Annotated in this window: 12 protein-coding genes; 7 read left to right on the top strand and 5 right to left on the bottom strand. The window is 69.3% G+C overall.

Features of this window, described 5'->3' with window-relative positions; genetic code table 11:
• From BFF77_RS25065 to cseC, 5 genes are all read left to right on the top strand, one after another.
• Positions 1–829 (top strand): HhH-GPD family protein (locus tag BFF77_RS25065; protein WP_066953703.1); only part of this gene is annotated, 829 nt, incomplete at its 5' end.
• A 242-nt stretch (positions 830–1,071) separates the two neighbouring features.
• Complete coding sequence (locus tag BFF77_RS25070) at positions 1,072–1,590, top strand: SigE family RNA polymerase sigma factor (protein WP_066953728.1); 519 nt, start codon at positions 1,072–1,074, stop codon at positions 1,588–1,590.
• Positions 1,578–2,258 carry a hypothetical protein gene (locus BFF77_RS25075; protein WP_425424427.1) on the top strand — a complete coding sequence of 227 codons (681 nt, stop codon included), beginning with the start codon at positions 1,578–1,580 and terminating at the stop codon, positions 2,256–2,258. Before BFF77_RS25070 ends, BFF77_RS25075 begins: the two co-directional genes overlap by 13 nt.
• 11 nt (positions 2,259–2,269) lie before the next feature.
• Positions 2,270–2,977, top strand: a complete 708-nt coding sequence (gene cseB / locus BFF77_RS25080) for a two-component system response regulator CseB (protein WP_066953706.1) — start codon at positions 2,270–2,272, stop codon at positions 2,975–2,977.
• Between the two features lie 30 nt (positions 2,978–3,007).
• Complete coding sequence (gene cseC / locus BFF77_RS25085; RefSeq protein ID WP_066953709.1) at positions 3,008–4,327, top strand: two-component system sensor histidine kinase CseC; 1,320 nt, start codon at positions 3,008–3,010, stop codon at positions 4,325–4,327.
• A gap of 89 nt (positions 4,328–4,416) precedes the next feature.
• Here the strand turns inward: cseC and BFF77_RS25090 are convergent, their stop codons facing one another.
• Positions 4,417–6,096 carry an MDR family MFS transporter gene (locus BFF77_RS25090; RefSeq protein ID WP_079125481.1) on the bottom strand — a complete coding sequence of 560 codons (1,680 nt, stop codon included), beginning with the start codon at positions 6,094–6,096 and terminating at the stop codon, positions 4,417–4,419.
• A 119-nt stretch (positions 6,097–6,215) separates the two neighbouring features.
• On the opposite strand from BFF77_RS25090, the gene BFF77_RS25095 reads away from it, so the two are divergent.
• On the top strand, positions 6,216–6,794 hold the full coding sequence (locus BFF77_RS25095; protein WP_066953712.1) for a TetR/AcrR family transcriptional regulator: 579 nt from the start codon (positions 6,216–6,218) through the stop codon (positions 6,792–6,794).
• Here BFF77_RS25095 and BFF77_RS25100 read toward each other — a convergent pair.
• Together BFF77_RS25100 and BFF77_RS25105 are read right to left on the bottom strand one after the other, a co-directional pair.
• Positions 6,784–7,431 (bottom strand): M23 family metallopeptidase, encoded by a 648-nt coding sequence (locus BFF77_RS25100; RefSeq protein ID WP_066953715.1) that lies wholly within the window; start codon positions 7,429–7,431, stop codon positions 6,784–6,786. The two genes, BFF77_RS25095 and BFF77_RS25100, sit on opposite strands and share 11 nt — an antisense overlap.
• Positions 7,432–7,944: 513 nt before the next feature.
• Complete coding sequence (locus tag BFF77_RS25105; RefSeq protein ID WP_066953718.1) at positions 7,945–10,467, bottom strand: ATP-dependent Clp protease ATP-binding subunit; 2,523 nt, start codon at positions 10,465–10,467, stop codon at positions 7,945–7,947.
• A gap of 434 nt (positions 10,468–10,901) precedes the next feature.
• On the opposite strand from BFF77_RS25105, the gene BFF77_RS25110 reads away from it, so the two are divergent.
• Complete coding sequence (locus BFF77_RS25110; RefSeq protein ID WP_211280310.1) at positions 10,902–11,591, top strand: SCO3374 family protein; 690 nt, start codon at positions 10,902–10,904, stop codon at positions 11,589–11,591.
• On the opposite strand, the gene BFF77_RS25115 is transcribed toward BFF77_RS25110, so the two are convergent.
• Both BFF77_RS25115 and BFF77_RS25120 read right to left on the bottom strand, forming a co-directional pair.
• Positions 11,570–11,905 carry a histone-like nucleoid-structuring protein Lsr2 gene (locus BFF77_RS25115; RefSeq protein ID WP_066953721.1) on the bottom strand — a complete coding sequence of 112 codons (336 nt, stop codon included), beginning with the start codon at positions 11,903–11,905 and terminating at the stop codon, positions 11,570–11,572. The genes BFF77_RS25110 and BFF77_RS25115 overlap by 22 nt on opposite strands.
• 146 nt (positions 11,906–12,051) lie before the next feature.
• Entirely contained in the window at positions 12,052–12,591 is a 540-nt protein-coding gene (locus BFF77_RS25120; protein ID WP_079125482.1) for an amino-acid N-acetyltransferase, read from the bottom strand.
• Positions 12,592–12,634 lie beyond the last annotated feature (43 nt).

Genomic DNA, 12,634 nt, shown 5'->3' on the forward strand with positions numbered 1-12,634 from the left:
CGCGCGCGATCTGCCCTGGCGCCGCCCGGAAGCGGGCGCCTGGGGCGTGATGGTCAGCGAGTTCATGCTCCAGCAGACGCCGGTCGGGCGGGTCCTGCCGGTGTACGAGCAGTGGCTCGCCCGCTGGCCGCGCCCGGCCGATCTGGCCGCCGAGGCCCCCGGCGAGGCGGTACGCGCCTGGGGCCGGCTCGGCTACCCGCGCCGCGCGCTGCGGCTGCACGGCGCGGCGCAGGCGATAACGGAGCGGTACGGAGGCGACGTACCCCGCGAGCACGCACAGCTCCTCTCGCTGCCCGGGATCGGTGAGTACACGGCCGCGGCGGTGGCCTCGTTCGCGTACGGACAACGGCACGCGGTGCTCGACACCAATGTGCGCCGGGTCTTCGCGCGTGCCGTGACCGGTGTCCAGTACCCGCCGAACGCGACCACGGCCGCCGAGCGCAAGCTGGCCCGCGCCCTGCTGCCCGAGGACGCGGCGACGGCGGCGCGCTGGGCAGCCTCCTCCATGGAGCTGGGCGCGCTGATCTGCACGGCGAAGAACGAGGAGTGCGCCCGCTGCCCGATCGCCGCGCGGTGCGCCTGGCGGCTGTCCGGCAAGCCCGCGCACGAAGGCGCGCCCCGGCGCGGCCAGACCTACGCGGGCACGGACCGCCAGGTGCGCGGCAGGCTGCTCGCCGTCCTGCGCGACGCGGTCGGGCCGGTGCCGCAGACGGCCCTGGACGCGGTGTGGGACGAGCCGGTGCAGCGCGCCAGGGCGCTGGACGGACTGGTCGCGGACGGGCTGGTCGAGCCGCTGGAGAACGGTGTCTACCGGCTCCCGCAGAGTTGATCCCGGCCGGCCCGCCGCCTGTCGGGCCGGCCGGTCGTACGCGCCGTGCACCCCGTACGGCCGGCCGGCCGCCGCACCACCGCTGTCGCACCGACGGCCGCCGCCGCACCACCGCCGTTACACAACCGATGGACAGCCGTGCGCCCGCCGACGGCTGTCCCGCACAGCTCCGTGACAAGCGCTCCGTAACTTCCCTGCCGTAGGGGAACGGCAGGGATGGTCACGGTTCGGAGGCGATGGGCATGGCACAGGGCGAGGTACTCGGATTCGAGGAGTACGTACGGACCCGCCACGAGGCCCTGCTGCGCAGCGCCCGCCGTCTGGTACCCGATCCCGTCGACGCCCAGGACCTCCTCCAGACCGCCCTCGCCCGCACGTACGGCCGCTGGGACGGCATCGCCGACAAGTCGCTCGCCGACGCCTATCTGCGCCGCGTCATGATCAACACCCGTACCGAGTGGTGGCGCGCGCGCAAGCTCGACGAGGTCCCCACCGAGCAGCTCCCGGACGCGCGCGTCGAGGACGGCACGGAGCAGCACGCCGACCGCGCGCTGCTGATGGAGATCCTGGGGGTTCTGGCACCCAAGCAGCGCAGTGTCGTGGTGCTGCGACACTGGGAGCAGATGAGTACGGAAGAGACGGCCGCGGCGCTCGGGATGTCGGCGGGGACGGTGAAGAGCACGCTCCACCGCGCGCTGGCCCGGCTCCGTCACGAGCTGGAGACCAGACAGGAACGGGAGCGGGCGAGGTGCGTGGCCTGAGGGGCCCCGGTCGGCCGGGGGGCGCGGGATTCACGGGAACGTCGGTGGCGGCCGGCCTGGCCATGGCCGGGCTCGCCGCCTGCTGCACGCTGGCCACCGGCTGCTCGACCGGTGGTACGGGCACCAGGGACGAGGGCGCGGCGGTGCGCCTGCCGGTCGAACGGGGTGTGCCGACCGCCCGTACCTCCTCGCCGGCCCCGGCGCGGACCGTCGACGCGGTGTCGCTGCTCAGACAGGATCCGAAGGTCGGCGGGCGGATCAAGGCCGATCTAAAGCCGTGCGCCGAGGACGCCTATCCGGTGGACACCTCGTACGGGGATCTCACCGGCGGCCCCGCGCCCGATGTGGTGATCAATGTGATGACCTGCGGTGACGCCGTCGGTATCGGCACGTATGTGTACCGGTCCGTGGGCGGCCGGTACCGGAACGTCTTCACCGACGAGCAGCCCGCCGTCTACGCCACGATCGACCGCGGCGCGCTGGTCGTCACCCAGCAGGTCTACGCGAAGGGCGATCCGGTGACCTACCCGTCCGGCGAGGATGTCGTCACCTACAGCTGGGGCGACGCCAAGTTCAGCGAGCGCTACCGGGTGCGCAACACCTACAGCCGGGCGGTGGGCGGCGAAGCCGTGGCCACGCCCGAGCCGAGCGCGCCGGGCGGGAACTGAGGGCCGGGACGATGGCCGGGACCCATGTGCTCTTCGTCGAGGACGACGACGTCATCCGTGAGGCCACACAGCTCGCGCTGGAGCGGGTCGGCTTCGTGGTCACCGCCATGCCGGACGGGCTCTCCGGCCTGGAGGCGTTCCGCGCGGACCGGCCGCACATCGCGCTGCTCGATGTGATGGTGCCCGGTCTGGACGGCGTGAGCCTGTGCCGTCGTATCCGCGACGAGTCGGCCGTGCCCGTGATCATGCTCTCGGCGCGTGCCGACCCCATCGACGTGGTGCTCGGTCTGGAGGCCGGCGCCGACGACTATGTGACCAAGCCGTTCGACGGCGCGGTGCTGGTCGCCAGGATCCGGGCCGTACTGCGGCGCTTCGGCCACGCGGGCGGGCCCGCGGCCGACGACGCGAACGGACCGGACGGGCCCGCCGGCCGCGGAGTGCTGACCTTCGGCGACGTGGAGGTCGACACGGACGGCATGGAGGTGCGCAGGGCCGGTGAGCCGGTGGCGCTGACGCCGACGGAGATGCGGCTGCTGCTGGAGTTCTCCGCCGCGCCCGGGACCGTGCTCTCCCGCGACAGACTGCTGGAGCGGGTCTGGGACTACGGCTGGGGCGGTGACACCCGGGTGGTGGACGTCCATGTCCAGCGGCTGCGCACCAAGATCGGACAGGACCGGATCGACACGGTCCGCGGCTTCGGCTACAAGCTCAAGTCATGAGACGGCTCACAGCATGAGACGGCCCACGGCATGAGACGGCTCGCCCTGCGCACCGGGGTCAGATGGAAGATCAGCATCGCGATCGCGGCCGTGAGCGCGCTGGTCGCGGTGGCGCTGAGTCTGGTGGTGCACAACTCCGCCCGGGTCTCGATGCTCGACAACGCGCGCGAGGTGCAGCTCGAACGGCTGCTGTTCGCGGAGCGGATGTACGACTCCACCAAGGAGCCCAAGTTCGGCACGAAGGTCGACGATCCCGCGCTCCCGCACGATCTGCGGGCCAAGACGAGACAGGGCAGACGCGCGACCTATGTGCAGGAGAACGCGCACGGAGTGCCCGATGTGTGGGCGGCCGTGCCGATGAGCGACGGCGCGGTGCTCTCGCTGCACAACAAGTTCGCCGACCGCAGCGCGACGATCATGAAGGATCTGGACCGCTCACTGATCATCGGTTCGGTCTCGGTGGTCTTCGGCGGATGCGCTCTGGGCGTACTGATCGGCGGACAGCTCTCCCGCCGGCTGCGCAGGGCGGCGGGCGCGGCGGCCCGGGTCGCGCAGGGCACCACGGACGTACGGGTCGGGGACGCCGTCGGCGGAGTCGTACGCGACGAGACGGACGATCTGGCCCGCGCGGTGGACGCACTGACCGACGCGCTGAACGAGCGGATCGAGGCGGAGCGCCGGGTCACCGCGGATATCGCGCACGAGCTGCGGACACCGGTGACGGGGCTGCTCACGGCGGCCGAGCTGCTGCCGCCGGGACGGCCCAGCGAGCTGGTACGGGACCGGGCCCAGGCCCTGCGGACCCTGGTCGAGGACATCCTGGAGGTGGCCAGGCTCGACAGCGCCTCGGAGCGCGCCGAACTCCAGGAGATCGCCCTCGGCGAATTCGTCGAGCGCCGGGTGGCGCTGCTGGATCCCGCCACCGGGGTCACGGTGGTGCACGAGTCCTGGGTGAACACCGATCCTCGGCGGCTCGAACGCATCCTCGGCAATCTGCTGGCCAACGCGGCCCGGCACGGCCGTACACCGGTCGAGGTCACGGTCGAGGGCCGGGTCGTACGGATACGGGACCACGGCCCCGGTTTTCCCGAGGCGCTGCTGCGCGAGGGCCCGAGCCGGTTCCGTACGGGCGCCACCGACCGCGCGGGCCACGGCCACGGTCTGGGCCTGACCATCGCGGCCGGTCAGGCCCGGGTCCTCGGGGCCCGGCTCACCTTCCGCAACGCGGGCCCCGAGGGCGCCGCCGAGCGCGCGGGAGCGGGTGGCGCGGGAGGCGCCATCGCGGTCCTCTGGCTCCCGGAACACGCCCCGACGACCACGGGCAGCTTCCCGGTCCTCACGTTCCCCTGAGGACGCGCGGCGCCCCGAGGGCTGTCACCTGACCTCCGACGGCCCCCGGCGCAGGTGCGCCGGGGGCCGTCGGGCCGTGCAGAGGGGGATCAGGCGGACTGCGGGACCTTGCTGTCCGACACCGCCGCATCGGCGGCCGGCGCCGGGCCCGCGCCCCGCAGCGGGACCTCCTTGACGAAGAAGGCCGCGACGAATCCGATCACCGCGACCGACGCGCCGAGCGTGAAGGCGGCGTGCGTACCGGACGAGACCGCGACCTGGTAGGCCTCGCGCACCGCGTCCGGCAGCTTCGCCAGGCTCGCCGCGTCGAGCTGCGCGGACTGCTGGGTGGCGCCCGCGCCGCCCGCGGCGGCCATCTCGTCCTGCACCCGGCTGGTGAACAGCGCCCCCATGATGGCGACACCGAAGGAACTGCCGAGCGTACGGAACAGGGTGGTCGCGGAGGAGGCGACACCCATGTCCTTGAGCTCCACGCTGTTCTGCGCGACCAGCATGGTGATCTGCATCAGGAAGCCCATACCGGCACCGAGAACGGCCATGTAGACACCGGAGGTCAGCCGTGAGGTGCCGGTGTCCATCTGAGCGAGCAGGAACAGTCCGACGGTCATCAGTCCGCCGCCCAGGATCGGGAAGATCTTGTACTTGCCGCTGCTGGTGGTGACCCGGCCCGCGATGAGCGAGACGAGCATCATCGACAGCAGCATGGGCAGGAGCAGCAGTCCGGAGTTGGTGGCCGAGGCGCCCTGGACGGACTGCTGGTACAGCGGCAGGAAGAGCACCGCGCCGAACATCACGAAGCCGGTCAGGAACCCGATCACGGACATCAGGGTGAAGTTGCGGCTGCGGAAGATGTGCAGCGGCATGATCGGCTCGGCGGCCTTGGTCTGGACGACGACGAAGCCGACCAGCGCGACGACCCCGATCGCGATCAGTTCCATGATCACGGCCGAGCCCCAGGCGTACTCCGTACCGCCCCAGGTGGTGACCAGCACGATCGAGGTGATGCCGACGGTCAGCAGCGCGGCACCGAGATAGTCGACCTTGACCCGTGAACGGTCCTTGGCGGGCAGATGCAGTACGGCGGTGATCATCACCAGCGCCACCGCGCCCAGCGGCAGATTGATGTAGAAGCTCCAGCGCCAGCCGAGATGGTCGGTGATGGTGCCGCCGACCAGCGGTCCGCCGATCATGGCGAGCGCCATCACACCGGCCATCATGCCCTGGTACTTGCCGCGCTCCCGGGGCGGTATCAGATCGCCGATGATCGCCATGACACCGACCATCAGTCCGCCGGCGCCCAGACCCTGGACGGCGCGGAACCCGATGAGCTGTCCCATGTCCTGGGCCATGCCGCTCAGCACGGAACCGATCAGGAAGATCACGATCGAGGCGAGGAAGACGCCCTTGCGTCCGTACAGGTCGCCGAGCTTGCCCCAGATCGGGGTGGAGGCGGCGGTCGCCAGGGTGTACGCGGTGACCACCCAGGACAGATGCTCCAGCCCGCCCAGCTCGCCGACGATCGTCGGCATCGCCGTACCGATGATCATGTTGTCCAGCATGGCCAGCAGCATCGCGATCATCAGCGCGAGCAGGACCACGCGCACACTGCGCGGCTGAGGACCGTCCTTGGCGGCCTGGCCGGCCGGTGCCCCCGGGCCCTCCGTGGCCGCCGGGCCCGCGGAGTCGACCACCTCACCGGGCGACTTCGGCTCCGCTTCGACACCGCCTGTCGGCCTGCCCTTCCCTGTCTGTTCTCCGGTCGGACTCATGTTCCCCACTCCCCTGCACTCCCCTGACACTTACTTGCCGCCCGGCAAGTTGACTACACTGGGGAAGGTAGACCTCTTACTTGCCGGGCGTCAAGTAAGTCAATCCTCGGGAGAGCACCATGGGCAGCACACAGCACCCCCGACGGGGCAACACCCGTCAGCGCATCCAGGACATCGCGCTGGAGCTCTTCGCCGAGCAGGGATACGAGAAGACCTCATTGCGGGAGATCGCCGAGCGGCTGGATGTCACCAAGGCCGCCCTGTACTACCACTTCAAGACCAAGGAAGACATCCTGATCAGTCTCTTCCAGGATCTGACCAGGCCGATCGACGAGCTGATCACCTGGGGCCGGACCCAGCCGCACACGCTGGAGACGAAGCAGGAGATCCTCCGCCGCTACAGCGAGGCGCTGACCCAGGCGACACCGATCTTCCGCTTCATGCAGGAGAACCAGGCGACGGTGCGCGATCTGAGCATCGGCGACTCGTTCAAGAGCCGGATGATCGACCTGATGGATCTGATCCAGGACCCGGAGGCGTCCCTGACGGACCGCGTCCGCTGCATCAGCGCCCTCTTCACCATGCACACCGGCCAGTTCGCCCTCCGGGATGTCGAAGGAGACCCCGAGGAGAAGCGCCGGGCCATCCTCGAGGTCTCCACCGAGCTGATCAGCCGGGCCCACCGGGTCACACCTTGACGCCCACCGAGCGCAGGAAGTTCACCGGGTTGACGGCCGAGCCGTAGTTCGGGGTCGTCCGGATCTCGAAGTGCAGGTGCGGACCGCTGGAGTTGCCGGTGTTGCCGGACAGCCCTATCCGCTGGCCCGTCCGCACGTACTGGCCCACATGCACCTTGATCTTCGACAGATGCGCGTACTGCGAGTACGTACCGTCCGCGTGCTTGATCACTATCGCGTTGCCGTACGCGGGACCGTCACCGGCGCCGCCCGGGCCGGCCTTGACGACCGTACCGCCGTGGACGGAGTGCACCGGGGTGCCGATCGGTACGGCGAAGTCCTGGCCGGAGTGTTTCGCGGCCCACATGCTGCCGCCGCGGCCGAAGGTCGCGCTCAGCGTGTACTTGGTGACCGGATCGGTCCAGGAGGCGGCCCTCTTGACCTCATCGGTCCTGGAGGCGGCCTTGGCGTGGACCGAGGCCTGCTGCTGGACGGCGGCCGTGGTGACGGACGCGCCGGCGGGAGCGTCGCCGCCGGTCGCGGCGAACGCGGCCCCGGTTCCGGCCGCCATCGACATCGCGAGTCCGGCAGCCAGGACACCGGCACGGGTACGAAGGACGGACGGACGGGCCGGACGGGACAGGTTGCGCTGCGACATGCGGAGAACCTCCGGGCATCAGGGGACCCGGCACCTGTGCGCCGGGCTGACCACACCTTGGTAACCCGGACCCCATCACATCCCAAAACACCCCATCTACGACAACTTGTCGTAGAAATCCCCGGAGCGATCCACCCCTCGGCCGTCCATCGCCATGGAACAAGCAGCGCCCATATGTACCGATATAAGGACGTTTAGTCGCAGGTGAAACGCCATGAAAACCGGCATCCCGTCCGGCCGGGCGGACCGGCGGCACCGGACCGCCGAAGGACCCGCCCCGCGCCGGGCCGAAAGTCCCGTCCGGTGAACGCGCCCGCCACTACCCCGGCTCGTAGGGCCGCGATCGGCTGTGCGCCATGTCACGGCCACCGGGCCGAAGGACCGTCCGGTTCAGGACCAAGGGCCCACCTCGCCGAGGGGACGCGCACAGCACGAAGGGCTGCCCCGGAACCGTGGAAAACGGTCCGGGGCAGCCCTTCCTGTCAGTCACTCAGCCTGTGGAAGGCACGAGCCTCAGGCTTCCTTCGTCAGGTTCGGACCGCCGCCCGCCGCCTGCTCGATCGGAGGAACGTCCGGCAGCGGCGACTTCTCCTCGCCGCGGAAGGTGAAGGCCTTCGCCTCACCCTCGCCCTCGGTGTCCACGACCACGATATGACCGGGCCGCAGCTCTCCGAAGAGGATCTTCTCGGAGAGGATGTCCTCGATCTCGCGCTGGATCGTCCGGCGCAGCGGCCGGGCGCCCAGCACCGGGTCGTACCCCTTCTTGGCGAGCAGCGACTTGGCGGACGGGCTGAGCTCAAGGCCCATGTCCCGGTCCTTCAGACGCTCGTCCACCTTGGCGACCATCAGATCGACGATCTGGATGATGTCTTCCTCGGTGAGCTGGTGGAAGACGACCGTGTCGTCGACGCGGTTGAGGAACTCCGGCCGGAAGTGCTGCTTCAGCTCTTCGTTGACCTTGTTCTTCATCCGCTCGTAGTTGGTCTTGGTGTCGCCCTGTGCCGCGAAGCCCAGGTTGAACCCCTTGGAGATGTCCCGCGTCCCGAGGTTGGTCGTCATGATGATGACCGTGTTCTTGAAGTCCACGACCCGGCCCTGGGAGTCGGTCAGCCGGCCGTCCTCCAGGATCTGGAGAAGGGAATTGAAGATATCGGGGTGGGCCTTCTCGACCTCGTCGAAGAGGACGACGGAGAACGGCTTCCTGCGCACCTTCTCGGTGAGCTGGCCGCCCTCTTCGTAACCCACGTATCCGGGCGGAGAACCGAAGAGCCGCGACACCGTGTGCTTCTCGCTGAACTCCGACATGTCGAGAGCGATCAGCGCGTCCTCGTCACCGAAGAGGAATTCGGCGAGCGTCTTGGACAGCTCGGTCTTACCGACACCGGACGGACCGGCGAAGATGAACGAACCACCGGGACGCTTGGGGTCCTTCAGACCCGCGCGGGTGCGCCGGATGGCCTGCGAGAGGGCCTTGATGGCGTCCTTCTGCCCGATGACGCGCTTGTGCAGCTCGTCCTCCATGCGGAGCAGGCGCGAGGACTCCTCCTCGGTGAGCTTGAAGACCGGGATGCCCGTGGCCGTCGCCAGAACCTCGGCGATCAGCTCCTCGTCCACCTCGGCGACGACATCCATGTCGCCGGCCTTCCACTCCTTCTCCCGCTTGGTCTTCGCGGCGAGGAGCTGCTTCTCCTTGTCACGGAGAGAGGCGGCCTTCTCGAAGTCCTGGGAGTCGATCGCGGACTCCTTGTCGCGGCGGACACCGGCGATCTTCTCGTCGAACTCGCGGAGATCCGGCGGCGCGGTCATCCGGCGGATACGCATCCGGGAACCGGCCTCGTCGATCAGGTCGATCGCCTTGTCCGGCAGGAAGCGGTCCGAGATGTAGCGGTCGGCGAGCGTCGCGGCGGCGACCAGCGCGGAGTCCGTGATGGACACGCGGTGGTGTGCCTCGTACCGGTCGCGCAGGCCCTTGAGGATCTCGATCGTGTGCGGCAGCGACGGCTCCGCGACCTGGATGGGCTGGAAGCGGCGCTCCAGGGCCGCGTCCTTCTCCAGGTGCTTGCGGTACTCGTCGAGCGTGGTCGCACCGATGGTCTGCAGCTCACCGCGGGCCAGCATCGGCTTGAGGATGCTCGCCGCGTCGATCGCGCCCTCGGCGGCGCCGGCACCCACCAGGGTGTGCAGCTCGTCGATGAACAGGATGATGTCGCCGCGGGTGCGGATCTCCTTGAGGACCTTCTTCAGACGCTCCTCGAAGTCACCGCGGTAGCGGGAGCCCGCGACGAGCGCGCCGAGGTCCAGGGTGTAGAGGTGCTTGTCCTTGAGGGTCTCGGGCACCTCGCCCTTGACGATGGCCTGGGCCAGTCCCTCGACGACCGCCGTCTTGCCGACGCCGGGCTCGCCGATGAGGACCGGGTTGTTCTTCGTACGGCGGGAGAGCACCTGCATGACCCGCTCGATCTCCTTCTCGCGCCCGATGACCGGGTCGAGCTTGGATTCACGGGCGGCCTGGGTGAGATTCCGGCCGAACTGGTCGAGGACCAGGGACGTGGAGGGCGTGCCCTCGGCAGGACCGCCCGCTGTGGCGGCCTCCTTGCCCTGGTAACCGGAGAGCAGCTGGATGACCTGCTGCCGCACCCGGTTGAGATCGGCGCCCAGCTTCACGAGGACCTGGGCGGCGACGCCCTCGCCCTCGCGGATCAGGCCGAGCAGGATGTGCTCCGTACCGATGTAGTTGTGGCCGAGCTGAAGAGCCTCGCGGAGCGAAAGCTCCAGGACCTTCTTGGCACGGGGGGTGAAGGGGATGTGGCCCGACGGGGCCTGCTGCCCCTGGCCGATGATCTCCTCCACCTGCTGGCGGACCGCCTCGAGCGAAATCCCGAGGCTCTCCAGGGCCTTAGCGGCGACACCCTCACCCTCGTGGATAAGGCCCAGGAGGATGTGCTCGGTGCCGATGTAGTTGTGGTTGAGCATCCGGGCTTCTTCCTGAGCCAGGACGACAACCCGCCGCGCGCGGTCGGTGAACCTCTCGAACATCGTTAATCGCTCCTCAGAGCGGTCAGGCAGTAAAGGGGTCGGTCCCCTCCCTGTCCTTCCGCAGCTTAGTCCCGCAAGCGGGGACCGCTCATTCCAACTGCCGACTACCTGTCCCAGGCTCCCAGCCCCGAACACCGGACAACAGCTCCAACCCGATGGTGCGAGACGATGTTCCCGCAGGCCAGGCAGATACCCCCGCCATCAGTACGCCGATGGCGAACGCAAGACGCCCCGGAACCGCGTGTCGCCCCTTCCCACTAGGAATGTCTTACCCGTAAGCAGTGACAGTCCATGCGGCGCACCCCCGTTCCCTCCGCTACGGGCGAACACCCTTGCGCTCCTGAATGCGCCCGCACGCCCCCGCATCGGGCACGCTGTGCACAGGGGCGCCGACGTAGCGTAACTCCGGGCACGGGTCGGGAGTTGCTCCGGGTATGGCCTTCACCGTCCCGCCTCCTCGGGGCCCGCGCGAACACGGCCCGGTCGCGTCCGGCGGCGCTGTTGACGCCACCACCGCCGACGGCTCCGCCGCTGACAGCTCCATCACTGACGGACCGTTCGACGGCGGTCCCGCGCGGTGGTACGAGGACGAACTGGGCTGGGCCACGGAGGCCGGGCCGCCGCTGCTGCTGCCGACCGGGCTCCGCTTCGACGTGCTGGAGCTGCCCGCGGACGCGGGGGCGGCCGTGCTGCGCAGGATCGGCCCGACGGGGCCGGTGGCGCTGCTCGGCGGGCGGATGGGCCTGCTGGTGGCCGAGGGAAGCGCGGAGGAACTGCCGGGGCTGCTCGGCTGGCTGGAGTGGGGCGGGATCGCCCTGGGGCTGACCGCTCTCGGCGCGGGCGGGCGGATCACCGCTCCCGCGCCACCGCGGTGGACCGGTTGCAGCGCACAGGGGGCCGCCATGTGGTTGCGGCCCCCCGAGCCCGGACTCGATACGGAGTCGACGCTGCCCGCGCTCGCTCTGCGCGGGCGGGGCATCGGCAACGGGGGCAGTGGTGGGGGTGCCCCCGATCTCGTACGACTCGTGGACGCGGCGGCGACTGAGTGCCACCGGGCCCGGTTGTCACGCACTTCGCGCGGAAATACGCCTCGTACGAATACTCAGCCGTTGGCCTTCTCGTAGGCTTCACGGATCTCGGCGGGAACACGGCCACGGTCGTTGACGCTGTAGCCGTTCTCCTTCGCCCACTTGCGGATTTCCGCGGTGTCCTTGTTCCCGCCCGTGGCGACACGGCCCTTGCCACGGCTGGCCGCGGCGCGGCCACCGGTACGCCGGCCACCCTTGGTGTACGGATCGAGGAGCCCCCGCAGCTTGTCCGCATTGGCTGTGGTGAGGTCGATCTCGTAGGTCTTCCCGTCCAGAGCGAACGTCACCGTCTCGTCCGCCTCGCCGCCGTCGAGGTCATCGACAAGAAGGACCTGAACCTTCTGTGCCACCGGATTTCCTTTCATCGAAAATGCAGTACGCGGAAAGGAAACCGCTTTTCTCAGGAAAACACAAACCCCCGGCAGAGGTTCAGCCTCGCAAGAAGACGGGAAACGTGCGCGATTCGGACATAGGGATCGGCGCGGGAGTCCGGCGATCACAGGTGCAGAAGCATCCGGCTGTTGCCCAAGGTGTTCGGCTTCACCCGTTCGAGACCGAGGAACTCGGCAACGCCCTCGTCATAGGAACGCAGCAGCTCTCGGTAGACATCTCCGTCCACCGGTGTCTCACCGATCTCCACGAAGCCGCGCTTCGCGAAGAACTCGACTTCGAAGGTGAGGCAGAATACCCGGCGCACTCCGAGCCAGCGGGCGGTCTCCAGCAGCTTGTCAAGTAGTTGATGCCCTACTCCCGCGCCCCTGACCACAGGATCCACGGCGAGTGTGCGAACTTCCGCGAGGTCTTCCCACATCACATGCAAGGCGCCGCAGCCGATGACACTCGCGTCCTCGTCGCGTTCCGCGACCCAGAACTCCTGGATGTCCTCGTAAAGCGTCACCGGCGCTTTGTCGAGCAGGATGCCTTCGCTCACGTAAGGGTCGACGAGACGGCGGACAGCCGGTACATCCCTGGTCCTGGCCCGCCGGAGGCGGGGCGATAGCGTCCGCTCATGCCCACAGCCCTTCCGCTCCCCAATGCCGAAGCAAATGCCATCACCGTCCGGCGGGCCAGGACCAGGG

The organism is Streptomyces lushanensis (genome assembly GCF_001700515.1).
In the GTDB taxonomy this organism is placed as follows: Bacteria; Actinomycetota; Actinomycetes; order Streptomycetales; family Streptomycetaceae; genus Streptomyces; species Streptomyces lushanensis.